Genomic DNA, 18885 nt, shown 5'->3' on the forward strand with positions numbered 1-18885 from the left:
TCCTGATGAATTTTTACGGACGCCAAAAACGACAATTCAGGGTGGCGTTCTGAGAATTAATGTGAATAATAACCATTATCAATAACTCATCTACCCCATTCGGTTCTATTTATACCCGCATTGGTCTAAGCCACAGGGAGATAACCAGGTCATGACGGAGTCACCGCAAACGCAATCTGAAATCTCTATTCACCAGTTGGTGGTCGGGAAACCTGCAAACGATGGCAATATTCCTGCTCAGTGTGAACTGCTGCGCTGTTCGTTGCAGGAAGGTATGGATATTTTGCTCTGGAGGGGCCATTTTGCGCGGCCTGAGACGTTGCAGCTACACGACGATCTGGGCAGGATTAACTTCTCGTGCATCCTGGAAGGCACATCGCGCTTTGCGATTCAGGGACTCCGGCGCCATACCGACTGGGAGCTTGCGCGCAATCGCCATTACATTACCCATACGCCAGACTGCCGTGGCAGCGCCTCCTATTGTGGCCGATTCGAGAGTATTACCCTCTCCTTCAGCCCTGAAACCCTCGCGCTGTGGGTGCCGGATATTAGCGCGGTCATTAAGAATAAGATCGATTCCCACTGCTGTTGCCAGCAGCAGCGTTGTAATGCTGAAACCCACTTAACGGCTCAGGCCTTGCGTCACGCGCTGATGCGCATGCACGGCGGCTTCAGCCATGAACAAAAGCCGTCGACGCTATGGTTGCAGGGGCAAAGTCTGGTCATGCTCAGTCTGGTGCTGGATGAACATCGCGAAGACGCCAGTTGCCTCTCCTGCCACTTCAACCCGATGGAACGTCAGAAACTGCTGCGGGCGAAGGATCTGCTGCTGGCTGATCTGACGCAAGCGCCGGGCGTCGCGGAGCTGGCCAGAGAGTCCGGTCTGAGCGTTCTCAAAATTAAGCGAGGCTTCCGCGTTCTGTTCAACAACAGCGTCTATGGCCTGTTTCAGGCTGAACGAATGCAGGAAGCCAGAAGACGCCTGGCCAACGGCAATACCTCCGTCATGACGGTGGCGGCCGATCTGGGCTATGCCAACGCCAGCCATTTTTCTGCCGCCTTCCAGAAACAGTTTGGCGTAACCCCTTCGACCTTTAAACGCGTGATGTAACCGGGGTCGCGCCCCCCTAAATTTCTCCCTGACAGAGGCCCGGATACCCCATCCGGGCCTCTGTTCTTTCCGCCTGTTACCAACCCGAAACGGGCATAAATAAACCCGTTTCGGGTAGCACCCAATTGTTAATAATTATTATTCTCATATAAGCAATGCTTTTCGGTAAGACGTGCCATCAGGAGGAAGAATGATTTCTGGCGCACCATCTCAGGATTCGCTGTTACCGGACAACCGCCACGCGGCTGATTACCAACAATTACGCGAGCGGCTTATACAGGAACTGAATTTAACGCCGCAGCAGTTACATGACGAAAGCAACCTGATCCAGGCCGGCCTGGATTCAATAAGGTTGATGAGATGGTTACACTGGTTTCGTAAAAATGGCTACCGCCTTACCCTTCGCGAGCTGTATGCCGCCCCCACGCTGGCGGCATGGAACCAGTTAATGCTCAGCCGGTCGCCGGAGAACGCGGAAGAAGAAACGCCGCCCGACGAATCATCCTGGCCGAACATGACCGAAAGTACCCCCTTCCCATTGACGCCGGTACAGCACGCCTACCTGACGGGCCGCATGCCGGGGCAGACGCTTGGCGGCGTGGGTTGCCACCTGTATCAGGAGTTTGAAGGCCATTGTCTGACGGCGTCGCAGCTGGAGCAGGCCATCACGACCTTGCTGCAACGCCACCCAATGCTGCATATCGCCTTTCGCCCCGACGGGCAGCAGGTCTGGCTACCGCAACCTTACTGGAACGGCGTCACCGTTCATGATTTACGCCATAACGACGCTGAAAGCCGCCAGGCCTATCTGGACGCACTGCGCCAGCGCCTGAGCCACCGTCTTTTACGCGTGGAGATCGGCGAAACGTTTGATTTTCAGCTGACGCTCTTGCCGGACAATCGCCACCGCCTCCATGTCAATATTGACCTGCTGATTATGGATGCCTCCAGCTTTACGCTTTTCTTCGATGAGCTTAACGCCCTGCTGGCCGGAGAATCGCTGCCGGCTATCGACACCCGCTATGATTTCCGTTCGTATTTGCTGCACCAGCAGAAGATCAATCAACCACTGAGAGACGACGCACGCGCTTACTGGCTGGCGAAAGCATCGACGCTTCCCCCCGCGCCCGTCTTGCCGCTAGTCTGCGAACCCGCCACGCTACGTGAAGTCCGTAATACCCGACGCCGCATGATTGTCCCGGCAACACGCTGGCACGCCTTTAGCAACCGGGCCGGCGAATATGGCGTGACGCCAACAATGGCGCTGGCGACCTGTTTTTCTGCCGTGCTGGCTCGCTGGGGCGGCCTGACGCGTCTGCTGCTTAACATCACCTTATTCGACCGCCAGCCGCTGCACCCGGCGGTTGGCGCAATGCTTGCCGACTTCACCAATATTCTTCTGCTGGATACCGCCTGCGATGGCGATACCGTCAGCAACCTGGCGCGTAAAAACCAGCTCACGTTTACGGAGGACTGGGAGCATCGCCACTGGTCCGGCGTCGAGCTACTCCGTGAACTCAAACGCCAGCAGCGCTACCCCCACGGCGCCCCAGTGGTATTTACCAGCAATCTGGGGCGTTCCCTCTACAGCAGCCGCGCAGAATCGCCGTTGGGCGAGCCGGAATGGGGCATCTCGCAAACGCCGCAGGTCTGGATAGATCATCTGGCATTCGAGCATCACGGCGAGGTCTGGCTGCAATGGGACAGCAACGACGCGCTGTTCCCTCCGGCGTTAGTCGAAACATTGTTCGACGCCTACTGCCAGTTGATTAACCAACTCTGCGATGACGAAAGCGCCTGGCAAAAGCCGTTCGCAGATATGATGCCCGCCAGCCAGCGCGCGATACGCGAACGGGTCAACGCCACCGGCGCCCCCATTCCCGAAGGCTTGCTGCATGAAGGCATTTTCCGTATCGCTCTGCAACAGCCGCAGGCGCTGGCGGTAACGGACATGCGTTATCAGTGGAATTATCATGAGCTGACAGACTATGCCCGCCGTTGCGCGGGCAGGTTAATCGAGTGCGGGGTTCAGCCCGGCGATAATGTGGCTATCACGATGTCGAAAGGCGCAGGACAACTTGTTGCGGTTCTGGCCGTCCTGCTGGCCGGGGCGGTTTACGTTCCGGTTTCGCTGGACCAGCCTGCCGCACGGCGCGAGAAAATCTACGCTGACGCCAGCGTCCGGCTGGTGCTCATTTGCCAGCACGACGCCAGCGCCTGGTCAGACGATATTCCCGTCCTTGCCTGGCAGCAGGCCATTGAGGCGGAGCCGATCGTCAACCCGGTGGTACGCGCCCCCACGCAGCCGGCCTACATTATCTACACCTCCGGCTCTACCGGCACGCCGAAAGGAGTAGTCATTTCTCACCGGGGAGCGCTCAACACCTGTTGCGATATCAATACCCGCTATCAGGTTGGCCCGCATGACAGGGTGCTGGCCCTCTCCGCCCTGCATTTTGATTTATCGGTTTACGACATTTTTGGCGTACTGCGTGCGGGCGGCGCGCTGGTGATGGTGATGGAAAATCAACGGCGCGATCCTCACGCATGGTGTGAGCTGATCCAGCGCCATCAAGTCACGCTCTGGAACAGCGTCCCGGCGCTGTTCGATATGCTGCTGACCTGGTGTGAAGGTTTCGCCGACGCCACGCCGGAAAACCTGCGCGCAGTGATGCTTTCCGGCGACTGGATCGGGCTTGACCTCCCCGCCCGTTATCGGGCCTTCCGGCCACAAGGACAATTTATCGCGATGGGCGGCGCCACCGAGGCGTCTATCTGGTCTAACGCCTGCGAAATTCACGACGTCCCTGCCCACTGGCGCTCCATCCCTTACGGTTTTCCGCTAACCAACCAACGCTACCGGGTGGTGGATGAACGGGGCCGGGACTGCCCTGACTGGGTGCCGGGCGAATTATGGATTGGCGGCATCGGGGTCGCGGAAGGCTATTTCAACGACCCCCTGCGCAGCGAGCAGCAATTTTTGACGCTCCCGGACGAGCGCTGGTATCGCACTGGCGATCTCGGCTGCTACTGGCCAGACGGCACAATCGAGTTCCTCGGTCGTCGCGACAAGCAGGTCAAAGTCGGAGGATATCGCATCGAGCTGGGCGAAATCGAAAGCGCACTCAGCCAGTTGGCGGGGGTGAAACAAGCAACCGTTCTGGCGATCGGCGAAAAAGAAAAAACGCTGGCGGCATACGTGGTTCCTCAGGGCGAGGCTTTTTGCGTTACCGATCATCGGGACCCGGCACTGCCGCAGGTGTGGCACACGCTTGCGGGAACGTTGCCCTGTTGCGCCATCTCGCCAGAGATCTCCGCAGAACAGGTAGCCGATTTCCTTCAGCATCGCCTGTTAAAACTGAAGCCGGGTCACACCGCTGGCGCCGATCCTCTCCCCCTGATGAACTCACTTGCTATCCAGCCGCGCTGGCAGGCCGTGGTGGAACGCTGGTTAGCATTTCTGGTGACGCAACGGCGACTGAAGCCCGCTGCTGAAGGTTATCAGGTCTGCGCTGGTGAAGAACGCGAGGATGAACACCCGCATTTCAGCGGACATGATTTAACGTTATCGCAAATTCTTCGCGGCGCCCGTGACGAACTGTCGTTACTGAACGACGCGCAGTGGTCGCCGGAAAGCCTGGCCTTCAACCATCCGGCCAGCGCCCCGTATATTCAGGAACTGGCGACAATTTGCCAACAGCTTGCACAGCGCTTACAGCGCCCGGTACGCCTGCTTGAGGTGGGAACCCGCACCGGCCGCGCCGCAGAATCGCTGTTGGCACAGCTCAACGCCGGACAGATTGAGTATGTCGGGCTTGAGCAGAGCCAGGAGATGCTGCTGAGCGCCCGGCAGAGGCTTGCCCCCTGGCCTGGCGCTCATCTGTCCCCCTGGAATGCAGACACGCTGGCGGCGCACGCTCACTCGGCGGACATTATCTGGCTTAATAACGCCCTGCATCGTCTGCTGCCGGAAGATCCCGGGCTCCTTGCAACATTACAACAGCTTGCCGTTCCCGGCGCGCTGCTCTACGTGATGGAGTTTCGCCAGTTAACGCCGTCCGCCTTGCTCAGCACGCTTCTGTTAACCGATGGGCAGCCGGAGGCCTTGCTGCATAACAGCGCCGACTGGGCGGCATTATTTAGCGCAGCCGCCTTCAACTGTCAGCATGGCGATGAGATCGCGGGGTTACAACGCTTCCTCGTACAATGCCCTGACAGGCAGGTGCGCCGCGATCCCCGTCAACTTCAGGCCGCCCTCGCCGGGCGCCTGCCGGGGTGGATGGTGCCGCAACGGATCGTCTTCCTCGACGCCTTACCGCTGACGGCTAACGGGAAGATTGACTATCAGGCGCTGAAGCGTCGTCATACCCCTGAAGCGGAAAACCCGGCCGAAGCGGATTTACCCCAGGGCGACATTGAAAAACAGGTTGCCGCCCTCTGGCAGCAACTCTTATCGACTGGCAATGTCACCAGAGAAACCGACTTCTTCCAGCAAGGCGGCGATAGCCTGCTGGCGACCCGTCTGACCGGGCAACTTCATCAGGCAGGTTATGAAGCGCAATTAAGCGACCTGTTTAATCATCCCCGGCTGGCGGATTTTGCCGCCACGCTGCGGAAAACCGACGTCCCGGTTGAACAACCATTCGTCCACTCCCCTGAAGATCGCTACCAGCCCTTTGCGCTTACCGACGTGCAGCAGGCTTACCTGGTGGGGCGTCAGCCAGGCTTTGCCCTGGGCGGCGTCGGCTCACATTTCTTTGTTGAATTTGAAATTACCGATCTGGATCTCACCCGGCTGGAGACGGTCTGGAACCGATTAATCGCCCGCCACGATATGCTGCGCGCCGTCGTGCGTGATGGACAGCAACAGGTGCTCGAACAGACGCCCCCCTGGGTGATACCCGCACACACCCTCCATACGCCTGAAGAGGCGTTGCGGGTACGCTAAAAACTGGCGCATCAGGTACTCAACCCCGAAGTGTGGCCGGTATTCGATCTCCAGGTCGGGTACGTGGACGGGATGCCCGCCCGCCTGTGGCTGTGTCTGGATAACCTGTTGCTTGACGGTCTGAGCATGCAGATCCTGCTGGCGGAGCTGGAGCACGGCTACCGCTACCCGCAACAGCTGCTTCCGCCGCTGCCCGTCACCTTCAGGGATTATCTGCAACAGCCCTCGCTACAGTCGCCCAATCCAGATTCTCTGGCATGGTGGCAGGCGCAGCTTGATGATATTCCTCCGGCGCCAGCGTTGCCGCTGCGCTGCTTGCCTCAGGAAGTTGAAACACCGCGCTTCGCCCGCCTGAACGGCGCGCTGGACAGCACGCGCTGGCATCGGCTGAAAAAACGGGCGGCTGACGCCCATCTCACCCCGTCGGCCGTGCTGTTGTCGGTGTGGTCAACGGTTCTCTCTGCATGGAGTGCGCAGCCTGAGTTCACGCTTAACCTTACGCTTTTCGACAGGCGACCGCTGCACCCGCAAATCAACCAGATTCTGGGCGATTTCACCTCGCTGATGTTGCTGAGCTGGCATCCCGGCGAAAGCTGGCTGCACAGCGCGCAGTCACTACAGCAGCGGCTGAGCCAGAACCTCAACCACCGCGATGTGTCGGCCATCCGCGTGATGCGTCAACTGGCGCAACGGCAAAACGTGCCTGCCGTTCCGATGCCCGTCGTCTTTACCAGCGCGCTGGGCTTTGAGCAGGATAACTTCCTCGCCCGGCGTAATCTGCTCAAACCGGTCTGGGGCATCTCCCAGACGCCGCAGGTCTGGCTCGATCACCAGGTTTATGAATCCGAAGGCGAACTGCGCTTTAACTGGGATTTTGTCGCCGCGCTGTTTCCTGCCGGGCAGGTAGAGCGCCAGTTTGAACAGTATTGCGCATTGCTAAACCGAATGGCCGAGGATGAAAGCGGCTGGCAACTGCCGCTCGCCGCGCTGGTGCCTCCCGTTAAACACGCAGGGCAATGCGCAGAGCGCTCACCGCGCGTATGCCCTGAGCACTCTCAGCCACACATTGCGGCGGACGAGAGCACCGTCAGCCTGATTTGCGACGCCTTCCGCGAGGTGGTTGGCGAGTCTGTCACACCCGCAGAAAACTTCTTTGAGGCGGGTGCAACGTCGCTGAATCTGGTGCAACTGCACGTTTTGTTACAACGTCACGAATTTTCCACCCTGACGTTGCTTGACCTCTTCACCCACCCTTCTCCTGCCGCCCTGGCCGATTATCTGGCCGGCGTCGCCACGGTGGAGAAAACAAAACGTCCTCGCCCTGTTCGCCGTCGTCAGCGGCGGATATAGCGCGAAGCAAACTGATTTTCCCCGGAACGCCATCGCGAACGCATGGCGTTCCATTGACTTTGTGAATCTTAGGAAACGGGACCGATTATGGATAACTTGCGCTTCTCTTCTGCGCCGACAGCAGATTCCATTGATGCATCGATCGCTCAACACTACCCGGACTGCGAACCTGTCGCGGTTATCGGCTACGCCTGCCATTTTCCTGAATCGCCGGATGGCGAAACGTTCTGGCAAAACCTGCTGGAAGGTCGTGAATGCAGCCGACGCTTTACGCGCGAAGAGCTTCTGGCCGTCGGTCTGGATGCCGCCATCATTGACGATCCTCATTATGTCAATATCGGTACGGTGTTAGACAACGCCGACTGCTTCGACGCCACCCTGTTTGGCTATTCGCGACAGGAAGCGGAGTCGATGGACCCGCAGCAGCGCCTGTTTTTGCAGGCGGTCTGGCATGCGCTGGAACATGCCGGTTATGCCCCCGGCGCCGTCCCCCATAAGACCGGCGTTTTCGCCTCTTCCCGGATGAGTACCTACCCCGGTCGCGAAGCATTGAACGTGACAGAAGTCGCGCAGGTAAAGGGTCTGCAATCTCTGATGGGCAATGATAAAGACTATATTGCCACCCGCGCCGCGTACAAACTCAACCTGCACGGCCCGGCGTTATCGGTACAGACCGCCTGCTCCAGTTCGCTGGTTGCCGTGCATCTGGCCTGTGAAAGCCTGCGCGCAGGCGAATCCGATATGGCGGTTGCCGGCGGCGTGGCGCTCTCTTTCCCCCAGCAAGCGGGCTACCGCTACCAGCCCGGAATGATTTTCTCTCCTGATGGTCACTGTCGTCCTTTTGACGCCTCGGCTGAGGGCACCTGGGCCGGTAACGGTCTCGGCTGCGTGGTGCTGCGTCGCCTGAGAGACGCGCTGCTGTCAGGCGATCCGATTATCTCGGTGATCCTCTCCAGCGCGGTCAACAACGACGGCAACAGAAAGGTCGGCTATACCGCCCCTTCCGTCGCAGGGCAACAGGCAGTCATCGAAGAGGCGTTAATGCTGGCGGCCATCGACGACAGGCAGGTAGGTTACATTGAAACCCACGGCACCGGCACACCGCTGGGCGACGCGATTGAAATTGAAGCGTTACGCAACGTCTATGCGCCTCGCCCGCAGGATCAGCGCTGTGCGCTCGGTTCCGTGAAAAGTAATATGGGCCATCTGGATACCGCGGCGGGCATTGCCGGACTGCTGAAAACCGTTCTGGCAGTCAGCCGCGGGCAAATTCCACCCTTACTGAATTTTCACACCCCCAACCCGGCGCTGAAGCTTGAAGAGAGTCCCTTTACCATACCGGTGTCGGCGCAGGCGTGGCAGGACGAAATGCGCTATGCGGGCGTCTCCTCCTTTGGTATTGGCGGCACCAACTGCCATATGATCGTCGCCTCGCTGCCCGACGCGCTCAACGCGCGCCTCCCCAATACGGATGGCGGCAGAAAAAGTACCGCGCTGCTGCTCAGCGCCGCCAGCGACAGCGCGTTGCGGCGGCTGGCGACGGATTATGCCGGGGCGCTGAGGGAGAATACGGATGCCAGCAATCTGGCCTTCACGGCCCTGCACGCGCGCCGTCTCGATCTTCCCTTCCGCCTGGCGGCGCCATTAAACCGTGAAACCGCTGCGGCGCTCAGCGCCTGGGCCGGTGAGAAATCGGGGGCGCTGGTTTACAGCGGCCACGGCGCCAGCGGCAAGCAGGTGTGGCTGTTTACCGGCCAGGGCTCGCACTGGCGCACTATGGGTCAAACGATGTACCAGCACTCAACGGCGTTTGCCGACACGCTGGATCGCTGTTTTTCCGCCTGTAGCGAAATGCTCACGCCGTCACTGCGCGAAGCGATGTTTAACCCCGATTCGGCGCAGCTGGACAATATGGCCTGGGCGCAGCCAGCGATTGTCGCGTTTGAAATCGCGATGGCGGCGCACTGGCGCGCTGAAGGACTGAAGCCAGACTTCGCCATTGGGCATTCCGTCGGTGAATTTGCCGCTGCCGTCGTCTGCGGACACTATACGATTGAACAGGTCATGCCACTGGTTTGTCGGCGCGGCGCGCTAATGCAGCAGTGCGCAAGCGGCGCGATGGTGGCGGTATTTGCAGACGAAGACACGCTGATGCCGCTGGCTCGCCAGTTTGAGCTGGATCTCGCCGCCAACAACGGTACGCAACATACGGTATTTTCCGGGCCGGAAGCCCGTCTCGCGGTATTTTGCGCCACGCTCTCGCAGCATGATATTAACTATCGTCGCCTGAGCGTAACCGGCGCGGCGCACTCCGCTTTACTGGAGCCGATACTCGATCGGTTCCAGGACGCCTGCGCGGGGCTGCACGCAGAGCCGGGGCAAATACCGATTATTTCCACGCTCACCGCCGACGTCATTGATGAGTCAACGCTCAACCAGGCGGATTACTGGCGCCGACACATGCGCCAGCCGGTGCGTTTTATCCAGAGTATTCAGGTGGCGCATCAGCTCGGCGCCCGCGTTTTTCTGGAGATGGGGCCCGATGCCCAGTTGGTTGCTTCCGGGCAGCGCGAATACCGCGATAACACATACTGGATAGCCAGCGCCCGGCGTAACAAAGAGGCGAGCGATGTCCTCAATCAGGCCCTGCTCCAGCTTTACGCTGCCGGCGTCGCCCTACCGTGGGCCGACCTGCTGGCGGGCGATGGACAACGTATCGCTGCGCCATGTTATCCGTTTGATACTGAGCGTTACTGGAAAGAGCGCGTCTCCCCGGCCTGCGAGCCTGCCGACGCAGCGCTGTCTGCCGGGCTGGAGGCGGCGAGTCGCGCCGCGACAGCGCTCGATCTCCCCCGTCTGGAAGCGCTTAAACAGTGCGCCACGCGACTGCACGCCATCTACGTCGATCAACTGGTACAACGCTGTACCGGCGATGCCATTGAAAACGGCGTGGACGCCATGACCATCATGCGCCGTGGACGTCTGCTGCCCCGCTACCAGCAGCTACTCCAGCGCCTGCTGAATAACTGCGTGGTCGACGGCGATTACCGCTGCACCGACGGGCGATACGCTCGCGCCCGCCCCATTGAACATCAACAGCGGGAATCACTGCTGACGGAACTTGCCGGTTATTGTGAAGGTTTTCAGGCTATTCCCGACACCATCGCCCGTGCCGGCGATCGGTTATATGAAATGATGAGCGGCGCGGAAGAACCGGTGGCGATTATCTTCCCGCAAAGCGCCTCTGACGGCGTGGAAGTGCTGTATCAGGAATTCAGCTTTGGCCGCTATTTCAACCAAATCGCCGCCGGGGTATTACGCGGCATTGTCCAGACGCGTCAGCCCCGCCAGCCGTTGCGTATTCTTGAAGTTGGCGGCGGAACCGGCGGCACCACCGCGTGGCTACTGCCGGAACTCAACGGCGTTCCGGCGCTGGAGTACCACTTCACCGATATCTCGGCGCTGTTCACCCGCCGCGCCCAGCAGAAATTCGCCGACTATGATTTTGTGAAGTATAGCGAGCTGGATCTCGAAAAAGAGGCGCAGTCTCAGGGTTTCCAGGCACAGTCTTACGATCTTATCGTGGCAGCGAACGTGATTCACGCCACCCGCCATATTGGTCGCACGCTCGATAATCTGCGCCCCCTGCTCAAGCCGGGCGGGCGCCTGCTGATGCGCGAAATCACCCAGCCAATGCGTCTGTTTGACTTCGTTTTCGGCCCGCTGGTTCTTCCGCTACAGGATCTCGACGCCCGCGAAGGTGAGTTATTCCTCACCACCGCTCAGTGGCAGCAACAGTGCCGCCACGCCGGATTCAGCAAAGTGGCGTGGCTACCGCAGGATGGCAGCCCGACCGCCGGGATGAGCGAACATATCATTCTCGCCACGCTGCCCGGTCAGGCGGTTAGTGCCGTAACATTTACCGCGCCATCAGAACCCGTGTTGGGGCAGGCGCTGACGGATAACGGTGATTATCTCGCCGACTGGTCCGATTGCGCAGGTCAGCCCGAACGGTTTAACGCCCGCTGGCAGGAGGCCTGGCGTCTGCTCTCACAGCGTCATGGCGACGCTCTGCCTGTGGAACCGCCCCTCGTCGCCGCCCCGGAGTGGCTGGGGGAGGTCCGCTTAAGCTGGCAAAACGAAGCCTTTTCCCGCGGTCAGATGCGCGTTGAAGCCCGTTATCCTGATGGCGAGTGGCTGCCGCTATCGCCCGCCGCGCCTCTTCCTGCGCCGCAGACGCATTATCAATGGCGCTGGACGCCCCTCAACGTCGCCAGCGTTGACCATCCGCTTACCTTCAGCTTCAGCACCGGTACGCTTGCGCGCAGCGACGAGCTGGCGCAATACGGCATCATTCACGATCCGCACGCCTCTTCGCGACTGATGATTGTTGAGGAGAGCGAGGATACGCTGGCCTTAGCGGAGAAAGTGATAGCGGCGCTCACCGCCAGCGCAGCCGGATTGATTGTGGTCACCCGCCGCGCGTGGCGAGTCGAGGACAATGAGGCACTCTCTGCGTCCCATCACGCGCTATGGGCCTTGCTTCGCGTCGCGGCCAACGAACAGCCGGAACGGTTGATTGCCGCCATCGATCTCGCCGAAAACACCCCGTGGGAAACGCTGCATCAAGGGTTGAGCGCAGTCTCACTATCACAGCGCTGGCTCGCCGCACGGGGTGACACCCTCTGGCTCCCTTCACTGGCGCCCAATACGGGATGCGCCGCTGAATTACCGGCAAACGTGTTTACCGGCGATAGCCGCTGGCATCTGGTGACCGGAGCGTTTGGCGGATTAGGCCGCCTTGCCGTGAACTGGCTCAGAGAAAAAGGGGCGCGACGCATCGCCCTGCTGGCGCCGCGCGTGGATGAGTCATGGCTACGCGACGTGGAGGGCGGGCAGACGCGCGTCTGCCGTTGTGATGTGGGCGATGCCGGGCAACTGGCCACGGTTCTTGACGATCTGGCGGCCAACGGCGGCATTGCCGGAGCGATTCATGCCGCTGGCGTATTGGCTGACGCGCCCTTGCAGGAGCTTGACGACCACCAGCTGGCCACCGTTTTCGCGGTAAAAGCGCAGGCGGCAAGCCAGCTGTTGCAAACCCTGCGCAGCCACGACGGACGCTATCTTATTCTCTACTCTTCCGCTGCCGCCACCCTCGGCGCGCCGGGTCAGAGCGCCCATGCGCTGGCCTGCGGCTACCTGGACGGGCTGGCCCAGCAGTTTTCCACCCTTGATGCGCCGAAAACGCTCTCTGTCGCCTGGGGCGCATGGGGAGAAAGCGGTCGGGCGGCCACGCCGGAAATGCTGGCGACGCTCGCCAGCCGTGGTATGGGCGCGTTAAGCGATGCCGAAGGCTGCTGGCACCTGGAACAGGCGGTGATGCGCGGTGCCCCGTGGCGACTGGCGATGCGCGTTTTTACCGACAAAATGCCCCCGTTACAACAGGCTCTGTTTAACATCAGCGCCACAGAAAAAGCCGCAACGCCTGTCATTCCTCCTGCTGATGACAACGCCTTTAACGGCAGCCTGAGCGATGAAACGGCGGTGATGGCATGGCTGAAAAAGCGGATTGCGGTTCAGCTAAGGCTGAGCGATCCGGCGTCACTGCATCCAAACCAGGATCTGTTGCAACTCGGCATGGACTCGCTGCTCTTCCTTGAACTCAGTAGCGATATTCAGCACTACCTGGGCGTACGCATCAATGCGGAACGGGCGTGGCAGGATCTGTCTCCTCATGGACTCACGCAGCTTATCTGTTCTAAGCCAGAGGCGGCGCCTTCCACTTCGCAGCCGGAAGTGTTGCAGCACGACGCCGACGAGCGTTATGCGCCCTTCCCTTTGACGCCCATTCAGCACGCCTACTGGCTGGGGCGAACCCACCTCATTGGCTATGGCGGCGTCGCCTGTCACGTCCTGTTTGAGTGGGATAAACGCCACGATGAGTTCGATCTCGCCATACTGGAGAAAGCATGGAACCAGCTTATCGCACGCCACGATATGTTGCGCATGGTGGTTGATGCCGACGGGCAGCAGCGAGTCCTGGCGACAACGCCGGAGTATCACATCCAGCGTGACGATCTGCGCGCGCTTTCCCCGGAAGAACAGCGCATCGCGCTGGAAAAACGGCGGCATGAACTGAGCTATCGCGTTTTGCCTGCCGACCAGTGGCCTCTTTTTGAGCTGGTGGTCAGCGAAATCGACGATTGCCATTACCGCCTGCACATGAACCTCGACCTTTTGCAGTTCGATGTGCAGAGTTTTAAAGTCATGATGGACGATCTGGCGCAGGTCTGGCGCGGTGAAACGCTGGCGCCGCTCGCTATTACCTTCCGTGATTATGTGATGGCTGAACAGGCGCGCCGACAGACATCGGCATGGCACGATGCCTGGGATTACTGGCAGGAAAAACTGCCGCAACTGCCCTTAGCGCCAGAGCTGCCGGTGGTTGAGACGCCCCCGGAAACGCCACACTTCACCACCTTCAAATCGACGATCGGCAAGACAGAATGGCAGGCCGTGAAACAGCGCTGGCAGCAGCAAGGCGTCACACCGTCTGCCGCGCTGCTCACGCTGTTTGCCGCCACCCTTGAGCGCTGGAGCCGCACCACGGCATTTACGCTGAACCTGACGTTCTTCAATCGCCAGCCGATCCATCCGCAAATCAACCAGTTGATTGGTGATTTTACCTCCGTCACGCTAGTTGATTTTAACTTCTCAACGCCGGTGACGTTGCAAGAGCAGATGCAACAGACCCAACAGCGCCTCTGGCAAAACATGGCGCACAGTGAAATGAACGGTGTTGAGGTGATCCGCGAACTGGGCCGCCTGCGCGGGTCACAACGTCAACCGCTGATGCCGGTGGTGTTTACCAGTATGCTGGGGATGACGCTGGAAGGCATGACTATCGATCAGGCGATGAGCCATCTGTTCGGCGAACCCTGCTATGTGTTCACGCAAACGCCGCAGGTCTGGCTGGATCATCAGGTCATGGAGAGCGACGGCGAGTTGATGTTTAGCTGGTACTGCATGGACAACGTGCTGGAACCCGGCGCTGCCGGGGCGATGTTTAATGACTACTGCGCCATCCTGCAAGCCGTCATCACCGCCCCTGAAAGCCTGAAGACTCTCGCCAGCGGCATCGCCGGGCACATTCCCCGCCGACGCTGGCCGCTGAACGCACAGACGGACTACGACCTGCGGGATATTGAGCAGGCGACGCTCGAATACCCCGGCATCCGGCAGGCCAGAGCGGAAATAACCGAACAGGGCGCGTTGACGCTGGATATCGTAATGGCCGACGATCCGTCGCCATCAGCGGCGACGCCTGATGAGCACGAACTTACCCAACTGGCGCTGCCGTTGCCTGAGCAGGCGCAGCTTGATGAGCTGGAAGCGACCTGGCGCTGGCTGGAGGCGCGTGCGCTACAGGGGATCGCGGCCACGCTAAATCGTCATGGCCTGTTTACCACGCCGGAGATCGCCCATCGCTTTAGCGCAATAGTACAGGCGCTGTCCGCGCAAGCGTCTCACCAGCGTCTGCTGCGCCAGTGGCTACAGTGTCTGACGGAAAGAGCGTGGTTAACCCGCGAAGGTGAAAGCTGGCGCTGCCGCGTTCCGCTCAGCGAGATTCCTGAGCCTCAGGAAGCGTGCCCGCAAAGCCAATGGAGCCAGGCGCTGGCGCAGTATCTGGAAACCTGCATCGCCTGGCACGACGCCCTCTTCTCCGGGCAGTGTTCACCGCTGGAATTGCTGTTCAACGAGCAGCATCGCGTGACCGACGCGCTGTATCGCGACAACCCCGCCAGCGCCTGTCTGAATCGCTATACCGCGCAGATTGCCGCCTTGTGCGGCGCAGAACGGATTCTGGAGGTTGGCGCCGGAACCGCAGCCACTACCGCGCCGGTGCTAAAGGCCACGCGGAACACGCGGCAGTCGTACCACTTCACGGACGTCTCCGCGCAGTTCCTCAATGACGCCAGAGCCCGTTTCCATGATGAATCGCGGGTGTCTTATGCCTTGTTCGACATCAACCAGCCGCTGGATTTCACCGCCCACCCGGAGGCGGGTTACGACCTGATCGTTGCCGTCAATGTGCTCCACGACGCCAGCCATGTCGTCCAGACGTTGCGCAGATTAAAACTGTTGCTGAAAGCCGGCGGACGTTTGCTGATCGTTGAAGCGACGGAGCGAAACAGCGTATTCCAGCTGGCGAGCGTGGGCTTTATTGAGGGATTAAGCGGATACCGCGATTTCCGCCGCCGGGATGAGAAACCGATGCTCACCCGCTCCGCATGGCAGGAGGTTCTCGTTCAGGCCGGGTTTGCAAACGAGCTGGCGTGGCCCGCGCAGGAATCGTCGCCGCTGCGCCAGCATCTGCTGGTGGCGCGTTCGCCTGGCGTAAATCGCCCGGATAAAGAAGCCGTGAGCCGCTATTTACAGCAGCGCTTTGGCACCGGTCTGCCCGTTTTACAGATCCGGCAAAGAGAAGCGTTATTTACGCCGCTGCATGCCCCGTCTGATGCGCCGACTGAGCCAGCCAAACCCACGCCAGTTGCCGGGGGGAATCCGGCGCTGGAAAAACAGGTGGCTGAACTCTGGCAATCGCTGCTGTCTCGCCCCGTGGCAAGGCATCACGACTTTTTCGAACTGGGCGGCGACAGCCTGATGGCGACAAGGATGGTCGCGCAGCTAAACCGGAGAGGGATTGCCAGGGCTAACCTTCAGGATCTGTTCAGCCATTCGACGCTGAGCGACTTCTGCGCCCATCTACAGGCGGCTACGTCAGGAGAGGACAACCCGATACCCCTTTGCCAGGGCGACGGCGACGAAACCCTGTTCGTCTTCCACGCTTCGGACGGCGATATCAGCGCCTGGCTGCCGCTCGCCAGCGCGTTGAACAGGCGCGTTTTCGGCCTGCAAGCAAAATCGCCGCAGCGCTTTGCCACGCTTGACCAGATGATCGATGAGTATGTCGGGTGCATCCGTCGTCAGCAGCCTCACGGCCCTTATGTGCTGGCAGGTTGGTCGTATGGCGCGTTTCTTGCGGCGGGCGCCGCACAGCGCCTGTACGCCAAAGGCGAGCAGGTTCGGATGGTGTTAATCGATCCCGTGTGCCGACAGGATTTCTGTTGCGAAAACCGGGCGACCCTGCTGCGCCTGTTAGCCGAAGGACAAACGCCTCTGGCGCTGCCCGAACATTTCGACCAGCAGACGCCCGACAGCCAGCTTGCCGACTTTATCAGCCTCGCTAAAACGGCCGGTATGGTGTCGCAAAACCTGACGCTGCAAGCGGCAGAAACGTGGCTCGATAACATCGCGCATCTGCTGCGTTTACTGACTGAGCATACGCCGGGCGAAAGCGTTCCGGTCCCCTGTCTCATGGTGTATGCCGCCGGGAGACCCGCACGCTGGACGCCAGCAGAAACCGAGTGGCAGGGCTGGATAAACAACGCCGACGACGCTGTGATTGAAGCCAGCCACTGGCAAATCATGATGGAAGCCCCCCACGTTCAGGCTTGTGCGCAACACATTACGCGCTGGCTTTGCGCAACCTCAACGCAACCGGAGAACACGTTATGATGCCGTCCGCCTCCCCAAAACAACGCGTACTGATTGTGGGCGCCAAATTTGGCGAAATGTACCTGAATGCCTTTATGCAGCCCCCGGAGGGGCTGGAACTGGTTGGCCTGCTGGCGCAGGGAAGCGCCCGCTCAAGAGAGCTGGCCCATGCGTTTGGCATTCCGCTGTATACCTCGCCGGAACAGATAACCGGGATGCCGGATATCGCCTGTATTGTCGTGCGTTCGACCGTCGCCGGAGGAACCGGTACGCAGCTTGCCAGACACTTTCTGGCGCGCGGCGTACACGTTATTCAGGAGCATCCCCTCCACCCGGATGACATCAGTTCCTTACAAACGCTGGCGCAGGAACAGGGCTGCTGCTATTGGGTAAACACGTTTTATCCGCATACGCGCGCGGGACGCACATGGCTTCGCGATGCGCAGCAGCTGCGTCGCTGCCTGGCTAAGACGCCGCCGGTAGTCCACGCCACCACCAGCCGACAGTTGCTCTACTCCACGCTGGATTTGTTGTTGCTGGCTCTGGGCGTTGATGCCGCCGCCGTGGAGTGCGACGTGGTTGGCAGCTTTAGCGATTTTCACTGCCTGAGACTCTTCTGGCCGGAGGGAGAAGCCTGCCTGCTGCTTCAGCGCTATCTCGATCCTGACGATCCAGATATGCATAGCCTTATCATGCACCGCCTGCTGCTGGGCTGGCCGGAAGGTCATCTTTCGCTGGAGGCGAGCTACGGCCCCGTCATCTGGTCATCCAGCCTGTTTGTCGCAGACCATCAGGAGAACGCCCACAGTCTCTACCGCAGACCGGAGATCCTGCGCGATCCGCCGGGTCTGACGCGCAGCGCGGCGCCCCTGAGCTGGCGTGACTGCTGCGAAACCGTCGGGCCGGAGGGCGTCAACTGGTTGCTACACCAGTTGCGCAGCCATCTGGCGGGCGAACATCCACCAGCGGCCTGCCAAAGCGTACATCAGATCGCGTTATCACGTTTATGGCAGCAGATTTTACGTAAGACCGGCAATGCGGAGATCAGACGCCTGACGCCGCCGCACCACGACCGGTTAGCCGGTTTCTACAACGATGATGATAAGGAGGCGCTGTGACGCAATCTGCAATGTGCATCCCGCTATGGCCCGCCCGGAACGGCAATACTGCGCATCTGGTCATGTGCCCTTTCGCTGGCGGCAGCAGTAGCGCGTTTCGCCACTGGCGAGACAATCAAATGGCGAACAGCGCGCTTTCTCTGGTGACCTGGCCGGGGCGCGATCGCCTTCGCCATCTGGAACCGCTCAGAAGCATTACACAACTGGCGGCACTGCTGGCGAACGAACTGGAAGCGTCCGTATCGCCTGACACGCCGCTTTTACTCGCCGGGCACAGCATGGGAGCGCAGGTGGCGTTTGAAACCTGCCGACTTCTGGAGCAACGGGGGCATGCGCCACAAGGACTGATTATTTCCGGGTGCCATGCCCCGCATCTGCATTCTGAACGCCAGCTCAGCCATCGCGATGATGCCGACTTTATCGCTGAGCTGATAGACATTGGCGGATGTTCTCCTGAACTGCGGGAAAACCAGGAATTAATGTCGCTGTTTCTTCCTCTTCTGCGCGCTGATTTTTACGCCACCGAGAGCTATCACTACGACTCGCCCGACGTCTGTCCGCCGCTGCGCACGCCTGCGCTGTTATTGTGCGGCAGCCACGATCGCGAAGCCTCCTGGCAGCAGGTCGATGCCTGGCGTCAGTGGCTGAGCCACGTTACAGGCCCGGTGGTGATTGACGGCGATCATTTCTATCCCATTCAACAAGCCCGGTCCTTTTTTACGCAGATTGTCCGCCATTTTCCCCACGCATTTTCTGCAATGACCGCGTTGCAAAAACAGCCCAGTACTTCAGAAAGGTGA

The 18885-nt window shown here is 60.0% G+C and carries 4 protein-coding genes and 1 pseudogene; all 5 read left to right on the forward strand.

Annotation, left to right across the window (positions count from 1 at the left end):
- Positions 1–151 precede the first annotated feature (151 nt).
- On the forward strand, positions 152–1111 hold the full coding sequence (gene ybtA, locus OGV79_RS16305; RefSeq protein WP_000140406.1) for a yersiniabactin transcriptional regulator YbtA: 960 nt from the start codon (positions 152–154) through the stop codon (positions 1109–1111).
- Positions 1112–1301: 190 nt separating this feature from the next.
- Positions 1302–7409 (forward strand): annotated as a pseudogene (gene irp2, locus OGV79_RS16310) (yersiniabactin non-ribosomal peptide synthetase HMWP2).
- Positions 7410–7496: 87 nt separating this feature from the next.
- Positions 7497–16988: a yersiniabactin polyketide synthase HMWP1 gene (gene irp1, locus OGV79_RS16315; RefSeq protein WP_286468714.1), complete on the forward strand. Its 9492-nt coding sequence runs from the start codon at positions 7497–7499 to the stop codon at positions 16986–16988.
- Entirely contained in the window at positions 16985–18085 is a 1101-nt protein-coding gene (gene ybtU / locus OGV79_RS16320) for a yersiniabactin biosynthesis oxidoreductase YbtU (protein ID WP_012132135.1), read from the forward strand. Before irp1 ends, ybtU begins: the two co-directional genes overlap by 4 nt.
- A complete protein-coding gene (ybtT, locus tag OGV79_RS16325; RefSeq protein WP_104868587.1) occupies positions 18082–18885 on the forward strand; it encodes a yersiniabactin biosynthesis thioesterase YbtT in 804 nt (267 codons plus the stop codon). Before ybtU ends, ybtT begins: the two co-directional genes overlap by 4 nt.

The organism is Citrobacter sp. CK185 (assembly GCF_030333565.1).
Classification (GTDB): Bacteria; Pseudomonadota; Gammaproteobacteria; order Enterobacterales; family Enterobacteriaceae; genus Citrobacter_B; species Citrobacter_B koseri.

Bases quoted from the DNA above. Each gene is read 5' to 3' on its own strand.
- ybtA (WP_000140406.1), top strand. From the start codon at position 152: ATGACGGAGTCACCGCAAACGCAATCTGAAATCTCTATTCACCAGTTG.
- irp1 (WP_286468714.1), top strand. From the start codon at position 7,497: ATGGATAACTTGCGCTTCTCTTCTGCGCCGACAGCAGATTCCATTGAT.
- ybtU (WP_012132135.1), top strand. From the start codon at position 16,985: ATGATGCCGTCCGCCTCCCCAAAACAACGCGTACTGATTGTGGGCGCC.